At 57.7% G+C, this 20240-nt stretch carries 20 protein-coding genes and 1 pseudogene; 16 read left to right on the top strand and 5 right to left on the bottom strand.

Annotation, left to right across the window (positions count from 1 at the left end; genetic code table 11):
• Window positions 1–11: 11 nt before the first annotated feature.
• On the bottom strand, window positions 12–617 hold the full coding sequence (locus ACP7B0_RS02950) for a DJ-1/PfpI family protein (protein ID WP_426139425.1): 606 nt from the start codon (window positions 615–617) through the stop codon (window positions 12–14).
• Between the two features lie 132 nt (window positions 618–749).
• Between ACP7B0_RS02950 and ftrA the strand changes: the two genes are divergently transcribed.
• On the top strand, window positions 750–1709 hold the full coding sequence (gene ftrA, locus ACP7B0_RS02945; RefSeq protein ID WP_426139424.1) for a transcriptional regulator FtrA: 960 nt from the start codon (window positions 750–752) through the stop codon (window positions 1707–1709).
• A gap of 578 nt (window positions 1710–2287) precedes the next feature.
• Here the strand turns inward: ftrA and ACP7B0_RS02940 are convergent.
• Window positions 2288–3223, bottom strand: a complete 936-nt coding sequence (locus ACP7B0_RS02940) for a site-specific integrase (protein ID WP_426140049.1) — start codon at window positions 3221–3223, stop codon at window positions 2288–2290.
• A 318-nt stretch (window positions 3224–3541) separates the two neighbouring features.
• Between ACP7B0_RS02940 and ACP7B0_RS02935 the strand changes: the two are divergent.
• The 5 genes and pseudogenes from ACP7B0_RS02935 to ada form a co-directional block, all read left to right on the top strand.
• Window positions 3542–4042: pseudogene (locus tag ACP7B0_RS02935) on the top strand (MCP four helix bundle domain-containing protein); the annotation flags it as partial.
• Between the two features lie 81 nt (window positions 4043–4123).
• On the top strand, window positions 4124–5179 hold the full coding sequence (locus ACP7B0_RS02930; RefSeq protein ID WP_426140048.1) for a methyl-accepting chemotaxis protein: 1056 nt from the start codon (window positions 4124–4126) through the stop codon (window positions 5177–5179).
• Between the two features lie 151 nt (window positions 5180–5330).
• Entirely contained in the window at window positions 5331–5720 is a 390-nt protein-coding gene (gene copC / locus ACP7B0_RS02925) for a copper homeostasis periplasmic binding protein CopC (RefSeq protein WP_426139423.1), read from the top strand.
• 4 nt (window positions 5721–5724) lie between these two features.
• On the top strand, window positions 5725–6597 hold the full coding sequence (gene copD, locus ACP7B0_RS02920; protein ID WP_426139422.1) for a copper homeostasis membrane protein CopD: 873 nt from the start codon (window positions 5725–5727) through the stop codon (window positions 6595–6597).
• A 107-nt stretch (window positions 6598–6704) separates the two neighbouring features.
• Window positions 6705–7814: a bifunctional DNA-binding transcriptional regulator/O6-methylguanine-DNA methyltransferase Ada gene (ada, locus tag ACP7B0_RS02915; RefSeq protein ID WP_426139421.1), complete on the top strand. Its 1110-nt coding sequence runs from the start codon at window positions 6705–6707 to the stop codon at window positions 7812–7814.
• 32 nt (window positions 7815–7846) lie between these two features.
• Here the strand turns inward: ada and ACP7B0_RS02910 are convergent, their stop codons facing one another.
• The gene (locus ACP7B0_RS02910; protein ID WP_426139420.1) at window positions 7847–8848 is read right to left on the bottom strand and encodes an MDR family oxidoreductase; all 1002 of its coding nucleotides are present in this window, start codon (window positions 8846–8848) and stop codon (window positions 7847–7849) included.
• A gap of 49 nt (window positions 8849–8897) precedes the next feature.
• Window positions 8898–9533, bottom strand: coding sequence for a TetR/AcrR family transcriptional regulator (locus ACP7B0_RS02905; RefSeq protein ID WP_426139419.1), 636 nt, complete (start codon window positions 9531–9533; stop codon window positions 8898–8900).
• 114 nt (window positions 9534–9647) lie between these two features.
• On the opposite strand from ACP7B0_RS02905, the gene ACP7B0_RS02900 reads away from it, so the two are divergent.
• The 5 genes from ACP7B0_RS02900 (at window position 9648) to ACP7B0_RS02880 (ending at window position 14525) form a co-directional block, all read left to right on the top strand.
• Window positions 9648–10724, top strand: a complete 1077-nt coding sequence (locus ACP7B0_RS02900; protein WP_426139418.1) for an NAD(P)H-dependent flavin oxidoreductase — start codon at window positions 9648–9650, stop codon at window positions 10722–10724.
• 155 nt (window positions 10725–10879) lie between these two features.
• Window positions 10880–11602, top strand: coding sequence for a molybdate ABC transporter substrate-binding protein (modA, locus tag ACP7B0_RS02895; protein ID WP_426140047.1), 723 nt, complete (start codon window positions 10880–10882; stop codon window positions 11600–11602).
• A complete protein-coding gene (gene modB, locus ACP7B0_RS02890; protein WP_426139417.1) occupies window positions 11603–12283 on the top strand; it encodes a molybdate ABC transporter permease subunit in 681 nt (226 codons plus the stop codon).
• A 3-nt stretch (window positions 12284–12286) separates the two neighbouring features.
• On the top strand, window positions 12287–13375 hold the full coding sequence (gene modC, locus ACP7B0_RS02885) for a molybdenum ABC transporter ATP-binding protein (protein WP_426139416.1): 1089 nt from the start codon (window positions 12287–12289) through the stop codon (window positions 13373–13375).
• A 97-nt stretch (window positions 13376–13472) separates the two neighbouring features.
• Window positions 13473–14525: a DNA topoisomerase IB gene (locus ACP7B0_RS02880; protein WP_426139415.1), complete on the top strand. Its 1053-nt coding sequence runs from the start codon at window positions 13473–13475 to the stop codon at window positions 14523–14525.
• Window positions 14526–14605: 80 nt separating this feature from the next.
• Here ACP7B0_RS02880 and ACP7B0_RS02875 read toward each other — a convergent pair whose 3' ends face one another.
• Complete coding sequence (locus tag ACP7B0_RS02875; RefSeq protein WP_426139414.1) at window positions 14606–14974, bottom strand: helix-turn-helix domain-containing protein; 369 nt, start codon at window positions 14972–14974, stop codon at window positions 14606–14608.
• Between the two features lie 303 nt (window positions 14975–15277).
• On the opposite strand from ACP7B0_RS02875, the gene ACP7B0_RS02870 reads away from it, so the two are divergent.
• The 5 genes from ACP7B0_RS02870 to ACP7B0_RS02850 all read left to right on the top strand — a co-directional run bounded on the left by ACP7B0_RS02870 (window position 15278) and on the right by ACP7B0_RS02850 (window position 20223).
• Window positions 15278–15457: a hypothetical protein gene (locus ACP7B0_RS02870; protein ID WP_426139413.1), complete on the top strand. Its 180-nt coding sequence runs from the start codon at window positions 15278–15280 to the stop codon at window positions 15455–15457.
• 69 nt (window positions 15458–15526) lie between these two features.
• A complete protein-coding gene (locus ACP7B0_RS02865) occupies window positions 15527–18193 on the top strand; it encodes an excinuclease ABC subunit A (RefSeq protein ID WP_426139412.1) in 2667 nt (888 codons plus the stop codon).
• Window positions 18194–18375: 182 nt separating this feature from the next.
• Window positions 18376–18795 carry a glycine zipper domain-containing protein gene (locus ACP7B0_RS02860; RefSeq protein ID WP_426139411.1) on the top strand — a complete coding sequence of 140 codons (420 nt, stop codon included), beginning with the start codon at window positions 18376–18378 and terminating at the stop codon, window positions 18793–18795.
• 665 nt (window positions 18796–19460) lie between these two features.
• Window positions 19461–19787, top strand: a complete 327-nt coding sequence (locus ACP7B0_RS02855) for a helix-turn-helix domain-containing protein (protein ID WP_426139410.1) — start codon at window positions 19461–19463, stop codon at window positions 19785–19787.
• Between the two features lie 100 nt (window positions 19788–19887).
• The gene (locus ACP7B0_RS02850) at window positions 19888–20223 is read left to right on the top strand and encodes a hypothetical protein (protein ID WP_426139409.1); all 336 of its coding nucleotides are present in this window, start codon (window positions 19888–19890) and stop codon (window positions 20221–20223) included.
• Window positions 20224–20240: the final 17 nt, after the last annotated feature.

Below are 20240 nucleotides of genomic sequence, written 5' to 3'. Positions count from 1 at the left end.
CATCGAGTCAATCAGTGGTTTTCAGTCCAGTCGAAATCGAGCTGCAACGCGGTGCGCTCTGCCAGCTTACGGCTGTGCAGGCGTTCAACCATATGCAGGCTCATGTCGATACCTGCCGAGATGCCCGCCGAGGTAACGAACGCTCCCTCATCCACCCAGCGCAGGGTGCTCAGCACATCCAGAGACGGGAACATTTCCTTGAGGTCAGTGATGTCTTCCCAGTGCGTCGTGACCTGTTTGCCCGCCAGTTTGCCGGTCTTGGCAACCAGAAAAGCACCGGTGCAGACGGATGCGATGACCCTTTGAGGCACCGCCTGAGCGCTGATCCAGTGGATCACGTCGGGTTTGTCCAGTTCAGCGGTAATCACGCCGCCTGGCACCACGAGGCAATCCATGACGGGATGATCATTGATCGAATAATCCGGATCTATTTTCAAGCCGGCACGCGCCCGTACGGATGCCAAAGTCCGGCCGACGGTGAAGACGTTGAACAGCATGCGGTCGTCGCCGCTGCTACGCAGGTGCATGCGAGAGGCAGTAGTGAACACTTCATAGGGGCCGGCGAAGTCGAGGACTTCAACCTCATCGTAAACGTAAATACCGATGTTGATTGACACGGAAAAACTCCCTGGTGGCTTGCGCGACCCTGATCAAGTATTCAGGCGAGGGCCTGATTTCACCTTGCAGGTTAACCAGTCCATCTACACGGGACTACGCTCTGGAATGCCAATATCCGGTAACATCGCGCCATGAAAAATCACCTTGTCGTCGCGCTTATCTACAACCAGTTGTGCACCTTCGAATTTGGTTGCACGGTGGAAGTCTTTGCCTTGAAAAGGCCCGAGCTGGGCGTGACCTGGTACGAATTCGCAACCTTCCCGGTCGATGAAGGCGCGATCACGGCGGCTGGGGGCATCACCATTGTCCCGACCCCAGGAAACGTGCTGTTGGAAAACGCCGACACCATCATCGTACCCGGCTGGCGTGGCGTGGAATGTGAAGTGCCCGCCAGGTTGATCACTCAACTGCAAGCGGCCCATGCACGGGGTGCGAGAATTTGCTCGATCTGCACGGGTGCATTCGTGCTGGCCGCTGCCGGGCTCCTTGAAGGCAAGCGGGTCACGACGCACTGGCGTTATACCGATCTGCTGGCCAGCATGTATCCCGAACTGATCATCCAGCCCAATGAGCTGTATGTCGACCAAGGCCAGATCGTGACTGCGGCCGGCTCAGCAGCCGGCCTGGACATGATGTTGCACCTGGTACGGTCAGATCATGGCGCACGCGTTGCAAACATGGTCGCGCAACGCATGGTGATCCCGCCCCACCGTGAAGGTGGGCAATCCCAGTATGCGTCGCGCCAATTGGTGTCGGCCAGCGATGGGCCGATATCGAACCTGATGGACTGGATTCGCAGCGATCTGAGACACGCCTACAGCATCAAAGAGATGGCCGACCGGGCCGCTGTCAGCACACGCACGCTGCACCGAACGTTCATGGAAAGCACCGGGCTGACGCCCTACGACTGGATTTTGGGTGAGCGAATCGCATATGCCAAAGAGCTGTTGGAGTCTTCCAGCATGCGTTTGGCCGAGTTGGTGGAGGTGACGGGGTTCGGCTCAGAGGAATCCCTTCGTCGGCACTTTCGCAATCTGGTTGGCATCAGCCCCAGCAGTTATCGCAAGCGATTTTCCAGAACCGGAGCTTGATCGGTTGCAATGCACCGGGCTGACCCTTGCGGTCAACCCGGCGGTCTAGTCGGTCAGAAGATAGTGATCGGGTAATCAGCGATCAAACGCAGTTCGTTGTTATCCTCTGTATATCGAATAGTTCCTATCGTTGTAAACACGCGCTAAAAGGTCAATCCTGATACGCCATCGAATATGCGCGATAAAAACAAATGGTCGGCAGAATGCTGAAAAGATAAGCAGAATTGACAGACAGGATTGCGCAAGGATTCTATTGATCTACTTTTTCCCTGTCGAATGCCCGTGTTCATGGTGAACGCCCACGCCGGGTTTTTAGCATTTTTCGTAAAAAGGCATCATGTTGGTTTGATAATAGTCATTATCAATTATCGTAATAGTTATAAGGATGGAACCGGTGCTAATGTCAGCGGCGATGAAGCACAACGTTTCAAGCGTTTTCCGACTCCGCATCGGAAAACAATCGAATACTTGCTCCACTTCATCATTCCTTTGGTTAGAACTTTAAAGTCACCTCACGCCAGTGCGGTGACTTTTTTTTGCGTAAAATTCGCCCTCTCCACCGATGTCTTGCTTGATAGTCACAGATCGAATCGGTCCACTACCCTACGCCGCTCGTTTTCGCCGCGCATGTCGTACGCTGCGGTGGTGGCGATATGGGTGTGGTGCGCGAGTTTCTGAGCGATGGAAAGATCGAACTCCTCAATCACGCGGGTGATAAACGAGCGGCGGAAATCGTGGGGCATGATGTCTACACCGATTTGCCGACCTCGTTGCTTGGCGATGAAGTAGATGGCGTGTTTGGTGATGCGATCACGGGTGATGTGATTGCCCCGTCGAATCCGGTTGAACAGAAACGCATCATCATCGTGCCCTGGCGGCAGGCTGGAGCGGCGTAACTGGAGCCATTGTTCAAGCACCTCAAAGGCCCACGTCGGCGCATATTTGATCAGCTGTTTATTCCCTTTGCCCAACACCTGCAGGCTGCGCTCGGCAAAATCGACCTGCGCCAGATCCAGATTGACCGACTCCGCCTTGCGCATTCCGGAACCATAGAGAATGGCGATGATGGCGGCGTCTCTGCGGCCCTGGGGGCGGGGATCGGCAGCGCACACCTCCATCAATTCGCGGATAAGTGTGCGGCGGATATTCTTGCCTTTGACCACTCGACTGCCACTGACCGGCTTGACCGAGCGAATCATGAGCAGTTGTTCATGGCTGATCAGATTCTGTCGCCATGCCTCGTTCATCACACCGCGAATGGCATTGACGTACAGCGAGGTGGTATTGGGTGCGTAGTTGTCGGCGCGTAACGTTGCCACCAACGCTGTCAGGTGGCCCGGCTCCACGCAATGCCAGGGAACGTCATGGATGTCGATGTCCACCATCCCCAGCCGATCTGCCGCGTCCTGGAGCACATACGTCATGGTCACGCGACTCGAAAGCGCCAGTCGCGCCAGATACAGCTTGAGGGGTGATTGCTGTTTACCCAGTCGTTCGGAGTGGGCCGTTATCAACGAGTCGGCGCTGCTGGACGGTGGTTGTGGCACATCAAAACCCTTTCGTCACCGGACAGTTCCAACACTGGGGTCGAAACTGCAAAAGAAAGCGATTCTATAGGAGTGCTGTACGCATATCCAGTGATTAGATCAAGATCAAGCTCATGGGTACTGCCCACACCAGTGTTGCTGAGCGCTCCTATCAACCATCACTGTTTCGCATGCCCATCATTAATAAATAAAGCTGCACGAGTGGCTCGTGACTGATTCAAACTGAACCAATGGTAGCCATGTGATATCACATGGAGCCTCTACTCGCCGCAGGAAAATTTCGTCATGCTCGGACAACTAACAATAGCCAAACGCCTCGGTTTGGGATTCGGCCTGGTGCTGGCTCTGATGATCGCTGTGGCGGCCATTGGCGTACAACGTGTCGGGCTCATCGAGAACCGGCTGACGCGCGTCAGTGAAGATGCAAGCGTCAAGCAACGCTACGCCATCAACTTTCGTGGCAGTGTCCACGACCGCGCCATCGCCATTCGCGATGCGGTGTTGGTGCATGACGACACAAGCCTGGAGATCCACCTTCGCGATATCGAACGTCTGAACGGTCTTTACCAGACCGCGGCATCGGGTCTGGACGAAATCTATCGGGCCAAGGGCAGCAGTCCTGACGAAAAACGGCTGCTGGATGACATCAAAAGCAGCGAGCGCTCTACCCTTGCCCTTACCGATAAATTGTTGAAAATGCGGCAGCAGGGCGATATCGACGGCGCGCAGACACTGCTGATAACGGACGTTTCCGGTGCCTACAAGGAATGGCTGAAGCGGATCAATGGACTCATTGACAACGAGGAAGCAGCCATCGGCAGTGATGTGGGGTTTGTGCGGGTGACTGCTGCTGATTTCGCCTGGCTGATGTCCGTCGCAACGGCGGTCGCGGTGATCATCGGCGTGATCGCGTCCTTGCTGATCATCCGCAGCATCAAGTCGACCCTGGGCGCCGAACCCAATGAAGTTGCGCGTCTGATACGGCGTTTGGCCAGCGGCGAGCTCAACGACACAATTGACACACGCTACCCTGACAGCGTGATGGGGGCCCTCAAGACTACCGCCTCTCATTTGTCGGTCACTATCACTCAGGTCCGATCCGCCGCGATGGAGTTAATGGGTTCCTCATCCCGAATGCGAGCCAGCTCTGACAGCAACAGTGAACAAATGCGTTTTCAGAGCGGTGAAACAGAGCGCATGGCCTCGGCTATTGCACAGATGACGGTCACGGTTAACGAGGTGGCGGGTTATGCCAGCCGAGCCGCGACCGCGTCCCAGGCAGCGGATCAGGAAGTGGAAAAAGGCAAACGTGTGGTTGAAGGCACGGCGGCGGCCATGGACGAACTGGCGAAGGTGCTGGAAAGCGCCACACAATCGGTCGGGCAAGTGGCTCAGGACAGCAAGCAGATCGAAACCATTGTGGCGGTGATCAACTCCATCGCGGAGCGCACCAACCTGCTGGCGCTCAATGCCGCCATCGAGGCCGCTCGTGCAGGGGAAGCCGGTCGTGGGTTTGCGGTGGTGGCCGATGAGGTTCGTTCGCTGGCGACAAGGACTCAGGACTCCACCCGCGAAATACGCGACATGGTGGGCCAACTGCAGGCTGGCGCAGGCAAAACGGCGACGCTGATGCGCGACAGCCGTGAAATGGCCCAGCACACCGTCGAACAGACCCACCTGGCGGAAGCGGCACTGATCCAGATTCGCCATGAGGTGGCAGCCATCAACGACATGAACGCACAGATTGCCACGGCGGCTGCGCAACAGGGCATTGCGGCCCAGGACGTCAGTCTGAATATCAACAGAATTCACGATGCCGCCGTCGAAACCGCCGAAGGCTCCAATCAGGTCGCCCGTGCCAGCAAGGAGTTGTCGACGCTGGCTGATGTCCTGACCGAGCGAGTCAGCTTCTTCAAGGTCTAGTCAGGCTGGGTGCCATCGCGGGGCAAGCCTTCGGGCGCGATTTTGTTACCCGATCCTGACCTGAATACTGGAGTCGATCGGCAGTTTCTGGTCTAGTAGCCCGATTAACTGCCGTTCGCGCTTCAATTCAGTTCAAAAAAACAGGTACTTTATGTCTGCCCTTCGTTTTAAACACTCCCTTGCCTGCTTGACCCTGCTCGCTTCGGCGTCCCTGTCCAGCCTGGCCTTTGCCCACGCTCACCTGGAAAGCCAGCTTCCCGCTGCAGACAGTACCGTCACCCCCCCTAAAGAGCTGCGGTTACGCTTCACCGAAGGTGTTGAAGAGAAGTTCACCAAAGTCAGCATTACCTCAACCGCCCCGTCGGGTAAAACCATGGTTGAGGCCGCGCCTGACATCGCAACCGATCCGGCGGACAACAAAACGCTGATTGTCACACCGGTTGCGCCTCTTGCGGCTGGCCGATACAAGGTCGAGTGGCACGCGGTGTCCGTCGACACCCACAAGAGCGAAGGCAGTTACAGCTTTACGGTTACCCCCTAACGTCATGTGGACTGCACTGATCCTGTGCCGATTCGTGCATTTTTCGGTGGTGTTGGTGCTGTTCGGTGTCTGCCTGTCGCGAGCGATGATTTTCCGTCCAAGCCTGATTCCCGCCTGCCTCCCCTTGCTGGACCGGCAGCTTGACCGAACGATGCAGTGGCTTGCGGTGCTGGCCCTGGCAAGTGCTGTCGTCTGGTTATCACTCACGGCTGCCAGCATGGCCGGTAGTTGGGCTAATGCTGTAGATCCACAGACGGTGCTCCTGGTTCTCGGCAATACCTTCTTCGGTAAGGTTTGGGCCTGGCATTTGGGCCTTGCCGTACTGATGGTTTTGCTGCTGCGCTCGGCCACGGCGGCGCCTGCGTTGAGGTTGATCGTCAGCGGGCTGTTTCTGGCTACACTGGCCCCGGTTGGCCACGGCGCCATGTTCAGCGGCATAAGCGGGCAATTGCTGATCCTCAATCAGGCGATTCATCTGGGGGCCGTTTCAGTGTGGCTGGGTGCTCTGTGCGTGTTGCTGGCGTTGGTCCTGCGGCCCGGAAAAGTGGATGTGCGGGCGACATTGCTTCGGTTCAGCGGCATGGGCTATGGGTTGGTGACCCTGATTATTGTCACCGGGTTGATCAATGTTCGCGTCTTGAGTGGCTCGCCCTGGCCAGTTCCTGCCTTTTCCGGTTTCGGTTTGATCCTCGCCATCAAAGTCGTCCTGGTGCTGTGCATGGTGTTGTTGGCAGTGTTCAACCGGATGATGCTGCGTCACCGCGAAGTCCCTCTTGGGCGGTTGCGGATCAGCATTGCGCTGGAATGTCTGTTCGGCTTTGCGGCCGTTGCTGCCGTCTCGTTGCTGGGAACGTTACCGCCGATATTGGCAACGTGACAGGCGTGGGCCGGTGTTCTCGAATTTGAGCGCAAGACTCGGAGTTCCGCAGCACTCGCAGAAGCCTAAGCTAAGGTCAATCGCGTTCAGTCACAGGTAACCAGGCCATGAGCAGTCCTCTTGCAACCGCTTCTTTGACTACCCATCTCCCTGGGGAAGATGATCCTCGCTGGGCGGCCGTACTGGCTCGTGATGTTTCTGCCGATGAGCAGTTTGTCTATGCGGTGCGCACCACGGGTGTTTATTGCCGCCCCAGTAGTCTTTCCCGCCTGCCACGTCGGGAAAACGTGGTGTTTTTCGACTGTGCGGCCGACGCTGAAGCCGCCGGTTATCGCCAGAGCAAGCGTGCGGCAGCGGATCAAACGCGGGTCGCCGCGCAGCATGCAGTGCTGGTTGCGAACGCATGCCGTGCCATAGAACAGGCTGAGGTCATGCCGGGCCTCAAGCACTTGGCCGAGGCCAGCGGGCTGAGCCCTTATCACTTTCACCGCGTATTCAAGGCTGTCACCGGCCTGACGCCCAAGGGTTACGCCAATGCGCACCGAGGTCAAAAAGTACGCGAGCACCTTTCCCGCAGCCGCTCCATCACAGATGCTCTTTATCAGGCTGGCTTCAACTCCAACAGCCGTTTCTACGAGGCATCCGACACATTGCTCGGCATGAAACCCAGTCAGTACCGCGATGCCGGTGCCAATACTGAAATACGGTTTGCCGTGGGTGAGTGCTCCCTCGGTGCGATTCTGGTCGCGCAAAGCGGGCTGGGGGTCTGCGCGATCCTGTTGGGCGATGATCCTCACGCCCTGATCCGGGACTTTCAGGACCAGTTTCGCAATGCCACCCTGATTGGTGCGGATCCCGATTTCGAACAATTGGTGGCCAGAGTCGTGGGCTTCGTCGAGGCGCCGTCCATGGGCCTTGATCTGCCGTTGGACCTGCGCGGCACGGCCTTTCAACAGCGGGTCTGGACGGCATTGAAGAATATCCCGCCCGGCACCACCGCCAGTTACGCCGAGATTGCCCGGCGTCTGGGTGCGCCCAAGTCGTTTCGCGCGGTGGCTCAGGCGTGTGGGGCCAACCGCCTGGCGGTGGCCATTCCTTGTCATCGAGTGGTGCGCAGCGATGGCAATCTTTCCGGCTACCGCTGGGGCGTCGAGCGCAAGCGGCAGTTGCTGGACCGGGAAGCCGAGGCGCTTTTTTGCCTGATGCCTGATGCCTGATGCGCCTGCCGAGCTGTCAGATTAGCTGCGGATCAGCGCCGGACATCGACCACTACCCTGCCCCGCACGGTGCCATTCATCAGCTTCGCAGCGGTGTCGATCACTTCGCTCAGCCCGATTTCACGACTGATCAGCGGCAGGAGCGACTTGTCCAGATCGCGGCCTAGCCGCTCCCAGGCCTCAATGCGGTCGGCGCGAGGGCGCGTCACGCTGTCGATGCCTGCCAGAGTGATGCCGCGCAGGATGAAAGGCGCCACTGAGCCGGGGAAATCCATCCCTTGGGCAAGCCCGCAGGCTGCAACAGTGCCGCGATAACGGGTGGCGGCACAGATATTGGCCAAGGTATGACTGCCGATGGAATCAATGGCGCCGGCCCAGCGCTCCTTGGTTAGCGGCTTGCCGGGTTCAGAAAGGGTTGCACGGTCGATGACCTCCGCCGCCCCGAGTTGCTTGAGGTAGTCGGTTTCGCCGAGGCGCCCCGTGGAGGCAACGACCCGATAGCCCAGCTTCGCGAGGATCGCCACAGCGAAACTGCCTACCCCTCCATTGGCGCCAGTCACTAATACGTCGCCCTTGTCCGGGGTTACGCCATTGTTCTCCAGGGCCATGACGGCGAGCATCGCGGTGTACCCCGCCGTGCCAATAGCCATGGCCTGGGCGGGTGTGAATGCTTTTGGCAGCGCAATAAGGCACTTGCCTTGCAGGCGCGCCTTTTCGGCCAGACCGCCCCAATGCCCTTCACCCACCCCCCAGCCATTGAGCAACACCGCGTCGCCGACGGCAAAGTCGTCATTGCTGCTGGCACTCACGGTGCCGACAAGATCCACTCCTGGCACCATCGGAAAGCTACGGACGATGGGGCCTGCGCCGGTAATCGCCAAACCGTCTTTATAGTTCAGCGTGCTGTAGGAAACGTTTACGGTGACATCCCCCTGTGGCAGCGAATCCTCGCTGAGCTCTGTCAGCGAAGCACGATAGCCGTGCATGTCACGACTCGCAGGGTCGTCCTTTTCGATCAAGATGCCTTTGAACATACTTGCCTCCTGTTTATTAGACCGATCGTCTATAAATTCGCCGCAACAGTCACTGGGGAAGTCCGCGCAGAAATCCGCTGATAAATATATTGAGGGGGGCATCGTTTTTGACCAGCCGGGCGCGCATCACCGCCCCTTCCCAGCCGATCCAGAAAAACGCTGCCAACTCATCGCAGTCCGCGTCCGTGGCGAGCTCGCCGGCTTGCTGGGCGGCTTTAAGGCACTGGCTCAAACGGGCCTGCCATTCAAGGAAAATGGCTTCAAGTGTTTCCCGGAACGCTTCCGGAAGCACGCTGACTTCCTGACCCAGATTGCCCACCATGCAACCCCGGCGATAGCCGTGCCGCGCCATTCCGGCCTTGGCATGCTGGACGAACCCAACCAGGCGCTCCAGCGGACTCAGAGTTTCGTTGCCCAGCCAGAGATCCAGCCGTTGGGCGAAATAGCGTGCGTAGTTATCCAGCACCGCCCGCCCGAACGCCTCCTTACTCTCGAAGTAGTGGTAGAACGAACCTTTGGGCACCCCTACCTGCTTGAGAATGCCGTCAATGCCGGTCGCCATGAAACCCTGCTCCGTAAGCACCTCTGTGCCGCAGCGGATAAGCGCTTCGCGGGTTTCGAAGTTCTCTCGATCCACCTTGGGTGGACGCCCGGGGCGTCGGGTCTTGATAGGTGCTGTTGTCATCGGACTGAATATTAGACCGATCGGTTTTAATGTCAATACGGCCAATACCTTGGTTGCCAAGCCGCCATAATCGACGCTCAATAGCGTCTTCATTTCGTGCGCAACGGAGCAAACATGACCGCCTGGCCTGATAACCGAATCCTGACGCTGTTCGACATCGAGCTGCCCATCCTCCAGGCCCCGATGGCGGGAGCCAGCGGTTCGGCCCTGGCGATTGCGGTGGGTAATGCTGGCGGTCTGGCCTCATTGCCCTGCGCCATGTTGAGCCCGCAGCAGATTCGCGAAGAGGTCGCGCTTATTCGCCAGCACAGTCGCGGGCCACTGAATCTGAATTTTTTCTGCCACCGACCACCTGCGGACGACCCTGCCCGGATCGCTCGCTGGAAAGAGGCGCTGCAACCGTACTATCAGCAGTCCGGCGCCGACTTTGCCGCACCGTCGCCGGTGTCCAGCCGCGCCCCGTTTGATCAAGCCAGCTGCGAACTGGTTGAAGAACTCAAGCCAGAGGTTGTCAGCTTCCACTTCGGGTTACCGGATGCCGATTTGCTGGCGCGGGTCAAAGCCAGCGGGGCGAAGGTGATTTCATCGGCGACAACGGTTGCGGAAGCGGCCTGGCTGGAACAGCACGGCTGTGACGCCATTATCGCCATGGGTTACGAAGCGGGCGGGCATCGGGGCCTATTCCTCACCGATGACTTGAATAGTCAGGTCGGGACAATGGCTCTGGTCCCTCAAATCGTCGATGCCGTGCGAGTGCCGGTCATTGCAGCAGGCGCGATTGCAGACGGTCGCACAATGGCCGCGGCCTTTATGTTGGGCGCATCGGCGGTGCAGGTCGGTACGGCCTATCTGTTTTGCCCTGAATCCACCATCAGTGCGCTGCACCGTGAAGCATTGCAAACAGCCAATGGGAGCCAGACGGCGTTCACTAACGTTTTTACGGGACGTCCGGCTCGGGGCATCATGAACCGCGTCATGCGTGAGTTGGGCCCCATCAGCCCCATTGCGCCAGCGTTCCCCTTGGCCGGCGGCCCGTTGATTCCGCTTCGGGCCGTCACCGAGCCCCAGGGCAGCAGTGGCTTCATGAGCCTGTGGGCCGGTCAGGCGGTGGGCATCAAACACCATCATGGCGCAGCCCAATTCACCCGAATGCTGGCAGAACAGGCACTGGAAAAACGGGTAAGCCGTTGAAACTCAGCTTCCCCTGACGCGACCAAGCGCTATATATTCTTATATATAGCGTCTGGCAGACCGCTTGCTGCCAGTTGAACCTCGTGTCGTTGCATTCGGAGCTGTTCTCAATGCGTACTACCTACAAAAGCCTTGCCTTCAGATCACTGACTGGTATGGCGTTCGCCCTGACAGTGAGCACGGCTTTGGCTGATGAAGTGCAAGTGGCTGTCGCCGCGAACTTCACAGCCCCTGTTCAGGCCATTGCGAAGGATTTTGAAAAAGAAACGGGCCATAAGCTGGTGGCGTCATTCGGCTCAACAGGGCAGTTCTATACCCAGATCAAAAACGGCGCACCCTTTGAAGTCTTCCTCGCTGCCGACGACGCCACGCCCGCGAAACTTGAGCAGGAAGGCGAGACCGTCAAGGGTTCGCGCTTCACCTACGCCGTGGGCACCCTGGCGTTATGGTCGGCCAAAAGTGGCTACGTGGATGACAAGGGCGAAGTGCTCAAAAGCAACACGTTCGAACATCTGTCCATCGCCAATCCCAAGGCCGCCCCTTATGGTCTGGCGGCGACTCAAGTGCTCGCCAGACTAGGCCTGACGGACGTCATCAAGCCGAAGATCGTTGAAGGTCAAAGCATCACGCAAGCGTATCAGTTCGTGTCCACCGGCAATGCCGAGCTGGGTTTCGTTGCCCTGTCGCAGGTTTTCAAAGATGGCAAACTCACGGGCGGATCGGCCTGGATCGTGCCCGACAACTTGCATGAACCGATCAGGCAAGACGCCGTCATTCTGAATAAAGGCAAGGACAGCGTGGCTGCCACGGCACTGATTGCTTACCTCAAGGGCCCCAAGGCTGCAGCGGTCATAAAATCCTTCGGGTATCAGCTGTAAATGCCTCTGGACAGCGCTGATCTTGCAGCCATCTGGTTGACGCTGAAGCTGGCGTCAGTGACCACAGTGATTTTGCTGGTAATCGGCACCCCCATTGCGCTTTGGCTGGTGCGCACCCGTTCCTGGCTCAAAGGCCCGGTGGGTGCAATTGTCGCCCTGCCCTTGGTGCTGCCGCCCACCGTGATTGGTTTTTATCTGCTGCTGTTGCTCGGGCCAAACGGCGCTGTCGGTCAGCTCACGCAGTATTTGGGGCTTGGAACGCTGACCTTCAGCTTCCCCGGCCTGGTGATCGGCTCTGTGCTGTACTCCATGCCATTCGTGGTGCAACCCCTGCAAAATGCTTTCGCCGCCATCGGCACGCGGCCTCTGGAAGTTGCCGCCACCCTGCGCGCCGGCCCTTGGGATACGTTCTTCAGTGTGGTTTTGCCCTTGGCCAAGCCGGGTTTCATCACCGGCGCTATTCTCGGGTTTGCTCATACAGTGGGTGAGTTCGGCGTGGTGCTGATGATCGGCGGCAATATCCCCGAGAAAACTCGCGTGGTGTCCGTGCAGATCTTTGATCACGTCGAGTCCATGGAGTATCTGCAAGCCCACTGGTTGGCAGGTGCCATGCTGGTGTTTTCATTTCTGGTGCTGTTGGCGCTTTATTCCAGCGGCAAGACCAAGCCCGGCTGGAGTTGACCGATGACATCGCAGATACAGGTGCGCCTGCAGGTGGCTTACCCCGGGTTTTCCGTGGACGTGGATCTCGCTCTCCCCGGCCGAGGTGTCACGGCGCTATATGGCCATTCAGGCTCCGGCAAGACCACCTGCCTGCGCTGTATGGCGGGTCTGGAAAAAGCCCATCAAGGCTATGTTCAGATTAATGACGAGGTTTGGCAGGACAGCGCAAAGGGCCTGTTCCTTGCCCCCCACAAGCGAGCACTGGGTTACGTGTTTCAGGAGTCGAGCCTGTTTGCGCATCTGTCTGTGCGGGACAATCTCGAGTTCGGCATGCGCCGGGTCCCTAAAACCGAGCGGCGTATCGATCTGACTCAAGCGACACAGCTATTGGGCATCGAACCGCTGCTTGAACGTCACCCGGACAAGCTTTCCGGAGGGGAACGGCAGCGAGTCGGCATCGCCCGGGCGCTGTTGACCAGCCCTCGCCTGCTGCTTCTGGATGAGCCTTTGGCAGCACTGGATGCCAAACGTAAAAGCGAGATTTTACCGTATCTGGAGCGGCTGCATGACGAGCTGGACATACCCATGGTGTATGTCAGCCATTCTCAGGACGAGGTCGCGCGTCTGGCCGACCATCTGGTCGTGTTGAGCGAAGGCCGGGTGCTGGCCAGCGGACCGATTGGTGAAACCCTGGCCAGACTCGACTTGCCGCTGGCCATGGGCGACGACGCTGGCGTGGTCATTCAAGGGACGGTCAGTGGCTATGACGCCGTTTACCAATTGCTCAGCGTGCACCTGCCCACCAGCCATCTTTTAATGCGTGTTGCGCATACACCCCTGGCCATCGGCACATCGCTGCGTTTCAAGGTGCAGGCACGCGATGTCAGTCTTAGCCTGCGACCCGATGAGCAAAGCAGCATTCTCAATCGACTGCCCGTCACGGTGGTCGACGAAGTCGCCGCCGACAACGTCGCCCATGTGCTCGTACGTCTGGATGCCGCGGGCACCCCGCTGCTGGCAAGGATCACTCGCTACTCTCGCGATCAATTGCAGCTGTTTGCGGGTCAGCCGTTGTGGGCGCAAATCAAATCGGTCGCGGTGCTTGCCTGATTAATTGCATCCAGGGCAATCACTCTCATGGCAAATTGTTGGCACCACTGCGCAGGTGGGTGGTCAATGCACTTAACTGCCTAACGGACCGATTGCCATGCCCGACCCCACTGTCATTGCACAACTTCCTGCTGATCTGCACTACGTCGAAGACACCCAGATCGGTTTGAGTCGGAAAATCCTGCGGGGCAAATTCGTTTATTTCGATGCGCTGGGAAACCGCATCCGCGATGAGTCGGAGATCAAGCGCATCAATGCTCTGGTGATACCTCCGGCCTACACCGATGTCTGGATATGCGCCGACCCGCTAGGTCACCTGCAAGCAACCGGGCGCGATGCACGAGGGCGCAAACAGTATCGTTATCACCCACGCTGGCGGGAAATTCGCGACCAGAACAAGTATTCAAGAATGGTTGAGTTCGGTCTGGCGCTGCCCAAGGTGCGCAAGAAAATCGAGGCGCAACTCGCGCAGCCCGGTATGGGTCGGGACAAGGTCATGGCGACGGTCATTTCATTGCTCGATGCAACGCTGATTCGCGTTGGCAATAGCCAGTACGCTCGGGACAACCGATCGTATGGGCTGACGACGTTGCGTAACAAACACGTGGCGGTTCGGGGGGACTCCATCCTTTTTGAGTTTCGCGGCAAAAGTGGCGTCGAGCACAGCATCAGCGTGAAAGACCGCCGACTTGCCAAAGTCATCAAGCGTTGCATGGAGTTGCCGGGTCAGAATCTGTTTCAGTATCTGGATGATAATGGCGAGCGCCATACCGTCAGTTCATCGGATATCAATGCGTATCTGCAAAACCTGACGGGCGCGGACTTTACGGCCAAGGATTATCGAACCTGGGCCGGCAGTGCCCTGGCATTGGCCACGCTGCGCAAGTTGCAGTGGGAGCCGGAGGCTGATGCGAAGAAGCACATCGTCGATATGGTGAAGGCCGTTTCCCGACAACTGGGGAACACGCCAGCCATTTGTCGAAAGTGCTACATCCATCCAGCGGTCATGGAAGGTTTTCTGCAGGGAGAACTTGCCCGATTACCGCGCAGCCGGCAGCGCAAGGGTTTACGTGCTGAAGAGGTCGCTCTGGCAAGTTTTCTGCAAAATCTGATGGCGAAGGCCGAAGCCCTTGCCGTAGACCAGGCCTGATAGTCAGGGTTGGCAAGACGTGTTGCTTGCCGATACCTGGAAAGTGGCGGGCTCGTTAAGTAGTCAGTGTTCTTCCCTGGTCAGACACCGTTGTTGTTTTGCTTGCCGTCTACATCATAGGTATTGGACAGCTCTTCTATGGTCGACAGGAAATGCCTGACAGCGTGCTGCACTTCGGTCAGGAGCGCCTCGGAATCCCCTGAAGGGGTTTCGACCTTGCTGAAGAGGTTATCGACCCTGAGCCCCGTGGCGCGGCGATTCGTCAACACGAACAGGACGTCAACGCCTACGGCTGCCAGCGCCGCCAGGTAATCAGCCTTGGGCACTCGCTCACCGCTTTCGTACTTTCCTTGCGCGTTTGCAGCCACTCCGCCCAGTTGGCCCATCTCTCGTTGTGACAGACCCAGGCGCTTGCGCTCCTGTCTCAGTCTTGTGCCTATTTCACTCATGGATCCGGCTACTCCTGCCCTCGCATGGAGCAAGTTTCTCAAAAAAGACAGACGATTAAAACGACGTCTTGCGGTTAGCCGCTACCAAACATCAGAGTAGGAATGCTCCTACGCTCTCGTAAACCAAATCCTACCGCTGCCCGGCGACCGCGAACGGGATCCAGGCGGGTCCAACCAGCGTTCGACATAATGGCGGTGCAACACATCCACCGCTTCTTCGCCGTGCCTCCGGCGGCCCTTATGAACTGAACGATCCGGCGGGTTGCCGGATCGTAGTCATATCAACCCAAGGAGATGCCCTGAATGCAAAACGACAAACGCAAGGTTCGCGGTGACAACATCAACGACCCCGAGGCAAGCCCTTCCGACATCGCAGATCACCTTGAACGCACGGAGGAAACCCGTGAAGAGGTTGATCAAACCGGCGGTGTTCACGATGACCAGGGGCACACGGCCAAAGTGCCTCATTCCCCCGCTCCTTGAATGAAACCTGCTGCCAAACGCTGACACTCCAGCGTTCAAGGCGTTTATTGACGTGCATAAGGCTGGACGATGACTTCTCAGCGTAATACGCCAGACAGCGAGAACCTGTCAGCTCTGGCGATGACGAATCACACCGGCTTCGTCCGGGTGCGGGGTGCTCGCGAGCATAATTTGAAGAATGTCGATGTCGACATCCCCCGAGATGCACTGGTGGTCTTCACCGGTGTGTCGGGGTCTGGCAAATCCTCACTGGCTTTCTCGACGTTGTATGCCGAGGCGCAGCGCCGATATTTCGAATCCGTGGCGCCTTATGCCAGGCGTCTGATCGATCAGGTGGGTGTCCCGGACGTGGATTCCATCGAAGGGTTGCCGCCCGCAGTCGCCCTGCAACAACAGCGCGGCTCACCCAGCGCACGCTCATCGGTGGGCAGTGTGACGACGCTTTCAAGCCTCATCCGCATGCTGTACTCCCGCGCTGGTAGCTATCCGTCTGGCCAGCCCATGCTCTACGCCGAGGACTTTTCCCCCAATACGCCTCAAGGCGCGTGTCCCGAATGCCACGGCCTGGGTCGGGTTTATGAGGTGACCGAGCAATCCATGGTGCCTGATGATTCGCTGACCATTCGCCAGCGCGCCATCGCATCATGGCCCACCGCGTGGCAAGGGCAGAATCTACGCGACATTCTTGTCACCCTGGGTTACGACGTCGACGTTCCATGGCGAGACCTGCCGAAAAAACAACGCGACTGGATTCTGTTTACTGATGAGCAACCCACTGTCCCGGTTTACGCGGGCCTGACGCCTGAACAAACGCGTGTCGCGCTCAAGCGCAAGCTTGAGCCGAGCTATCAGGGCACGTTTACTGGCGCACGACGCTATGTGCTGCATACGTTCAGCCATTCCCAAAGTGCGCTGATGAAGAAACGGGTCGCGCAGTTCATGACGGGCAGCGCGTGCCCGCTTTGCGAAGGCAAGCGCCTTACGCGGGCGGCGCTGTCGGTGACATTCGCGGGGCTGGATATCGGCGAGCTGTCGCGAATGCCATTGCTGCAATTGGCACAGCTTTTAATGCCCATAGCTGACGAGCAATTTCTCACTCAGGGCCCAAGCGAGGGTGAAGTCATTACCCCGCAAGAGTCGACACGCACGCGCAAACAGCGCTCCGCCCAAGGCAAGTCCGACCATTCGGCGGCGCCGGACGTCAGGCTTACACCCACCCTTTCTATTGAAAAGCGTTTGGCAGCGCAGCGGATCGCTCAGGATCTGCTGAGCAGGGTCACCACCCTTACGGAGTTGGGACTGGGCTATCTTTCGCTGGAGCGCAGCACCCCGACGTTGTCGTCGGGAGAATTACAGCGGCTACGCTTGGCCACACAGTTGGGGTCACAATTGTTCGGCGTCATTTATGTGCTCGATGAGCCGTCGGCCGGGCTGCACCCGGCGGATGGTGAATCGTTGTTCAGCGCGCTGCAACGACTGAAAGCTGCCGGCAACTCGTTGTTTGTCGTCGAGCATGATCTGGAAACCATGCGCCGGGCAGACTGGCTGATCGACGTGGGCCCTGCTGCAGGCGAACAGGGTGGGCGCATTCTCTACAGCGGCCCGCCCGCCGGTCTGGCCCAGGTCGCCGCTTCCCAGACCCGACTGCATTTGTTCGGCAATCATGCACCTCAGCACCCCGCCCGGCGCGAACCCTGCGGTTGGCTGCGACTGGAAGGCATTACGCGCAATAACTTGAATAACCTCAGTGCCGAATTTCCCTTGGGCTGCTTTACGGCGGTGACGGGAATCTCGGGTTCGGGAAAGTCCAGCCTGGTCAGTCACGCGTTGTTGGAACTGGTGGGCATCCACTTGGGACGTGCAAACCCTGATCAAGGCCAGGAAGCACCCAGCCTTGAAGATGACGCCCCTCAAACCGGTACAGGGAGGGTCACGGGCGGACTTGAAGGTATTCGGCGTCTGGTGCAGGTGGATCAGAAACCCATCGGCCGCACGCCGCGATCCAACCTTGCGACCTACACGGGACTGTTCGACCAGGTTCGGAAAATCTTTGCTGCAACGCCCCAGGCGCGAAGTCAGGGCTTCGACGCGGGACAGTTTTCATTCAATGTTGCCAAAGGCCGTTGCCCCATCTGCGAGGGGGAAGGCTTCGTCAGCGTGGAATTGCTGTTCATGCCCAGCGTTTACGCGCCCTGCCCGACTTGTCATGGCGCGCGCTATAACCCCCAGACCCTGACCGTGACCTGGCAAGGGCTGAATATCGCCCAGGTTCTGCAGCTTACAGTCGACGAGGCCGTGGTGAGATTTGCAGACGAGCCCACTGTGCTGCGCGCTCTTGAGGTGCTGCGCGATATCGGCCTGGGGTACTTGCGATTGGGTCAACCGGCAACAGAGTTGTCCGGTGGCGAGGCGCAACGCATCAAGCTGGCAACGGAGCTGCAGCGAGCCCAGCGCGGCGCGACGCTGTATGTTCTGGACGAACCCACAACGGGCCTGCACCCCACCGACGTGGACCGACTTCTTAAACAACTCAACACGCTGGTGGATGCCGGCAACACAGTCATTGTGGTCGAGCATGAAATGCGGGTCGTTGCACAGAGCGACTGGGTCATCGACATAGGACCCGGTGCGGGTGACGAAGGTGGGCGCATCGTAGCCAGCGGTGTTCCGGCGGCCGTGGCCAAGGTCAAGGGCAGTCGTACCGCGCCCTTTCTGAAGCCGTTGTTGGCGCGGTGAGCGGTTGATTGTACGGGACCCGCAGAAACACTCAGCATGTCTCTCGAGAAATCATCCGGCATTCTGCGTATTCCATCTGATCGTTAAAGCCTGACGATCAGATGGTGGTAGAGTGGCGGCCTGCACAGTGGTTGCCATCAGGAAGCCACTACACGCAGTAGTGTATTTCTGAGGTTTACGGCATGCGTTATATCTTTCCAACATTGGCATTGAGTTTTCTGATTACCCAAGGCGCCATGGCAGCCGGCGATGGCACCGCTGCTATCGGGGGCGGCTTGGGTGGCGCGTTAGGTAACGTTATCGGGCAACAAATGGGCGGCAGCACGGGCGCTGCGGTAGGCGCAGGCGTTGGCGGCGCTGCAGGCAGTGCCGTAGGCGCTCGCAAAGGCAGCAAGACTGAGGCCGCCATTGGCGGTGGCATTGGCTCTGCCGGCGGTTCGTTGATTGGCAATCAGTTGGGTGGCAAAACTGGCTCCACTATAGGCGCTGGCTTGGGCGGTGCCGCAGGTGGCGCAGTCGGTAACAACATAGGCAGCAGCGACAGCGGTAAAAAGAACAATAACAATCGCAAGCACAAGCGCAAATATCGTAACAATCGGTAAGTCGTTTTCAGTACCGACTTATCGGCGGTGCTGACCTCGCGTCACGCTGGGTTCGACCTGTAATCGCAGGTTGGGCCCTTGCGCAGAAAACAGAGCAATGTATTCGCTCCTCCATTTATTCAAATGCATAGCCCAGCCTGAATTCCCCCTCAATCACACGCTTTTCAGTTCATTAGATAGATGATTTGGCTATTATCGGTCGCTTTCTAATGTCTCTCCGATGGCTGCACTGGATATCTCTTCATCCCCAGCTACCCTCCTCATAGAGAAGTATTCTTTAAGCGCTGTTTACTCGCGAAGCGCACCTTGTTAATTTAGCAGCGGGCACCCTTTTGTTATAAGCATTTATGAACACTCAGTGGTTGGCTGGCGATCAATGCACCGCTGATAAAACTCATTGCAAAATTCTTGGAAACTTAACACCAGGATGAAGTGTTAAGTAATATTAACACTGACGCACTACAGGGAGTTTCATCAATGAACCAGGCTAATGGTTTCAGCACATTCGCTATCGCTCGGCGATCGCCGTTTTCATCGGTAAGCCTTGTGGGCAATTACAGTTTTAATTGTCGTCACCTGTTTCCGTGGCCGAAGAAGCGTTGTTCAATCCTTGCCGGTCATGTTGTTGGATTACCGTCTGCGGTGTTCATCGCAGAGCACGCCTCATGAGCGATCTGCACATCAGGCTACGCGAAGAACGCATAAGAATAGGATTGCCGCAATACACGCTGGCGTCGGCAGGCGGTGTAAAGCCTAACGCTCAGGTCAACTACGAGAATGGGAGTCGACTTCCCAGGGGCGACTACCTGGCAGCCATTGGTGCCACGGGTATTGACTTACTGTTTGTCCTCACGGGGCAGCGCTCGGCCGGAATACCCAGACTGGCGGGTGATGAGCGCCTGTTCATCGCTGCGTATCGTAAAATTGATGGCCTTGACAGGCAATTGATGAGCCATCTTGTTTTCCGGATAGACAGTTACATGAGTGTCTGATGCGTCATCATTGGGTGCACTGTTGGAATTCGATTTCAAAGGGAAGACAGATCATTAAGCACAGGCGCAGCCTTTGTTTCTTTTAGCAAAAGGAGGTTCAATGAAGTTGCTGTCTAGCCAACAAATTGCCACTGTCCTTGAAGCCAGGCTTCTGGACTACAAGGTGTCCTGCAGGCATGCAGAAAATAAAACGGTGTCATTGGTGTTAACCCATGTTTACACCGGTGCGGTTTTTGGTGTTTCCGGAATAATCCCCTCGGACTACAGGGGTGCATACGGAGCAACAATTCTGGCGAAGAAACTCGCGGAAACGATCGAGAGGGACTGCGTTGAATTCAATCCTTTTCTCGGAAAAATGATTTCGATCACACGCCCGCGCCCCGCTGAAGCTGTCCGCCGAGATATCACTGTATTGACTCTGCTGGCCGGGCAATGAACATCCTGTTGCCTTTT

Source organism: Pseudomonas sp. DWP3-1-2 (assembly GCF_049896285.1).
GTDB lineage: Bacteria > Pseudomonadota > Gammaproteobacteria > Pseudomonadales > Pseudomonadaceae > Aquipseudomonas.
The sequence above is the reverse complement of the archived record's forward strand: the minus strand, read 5'-3'. Positions and strand labels throughout refer to the sequence as shown.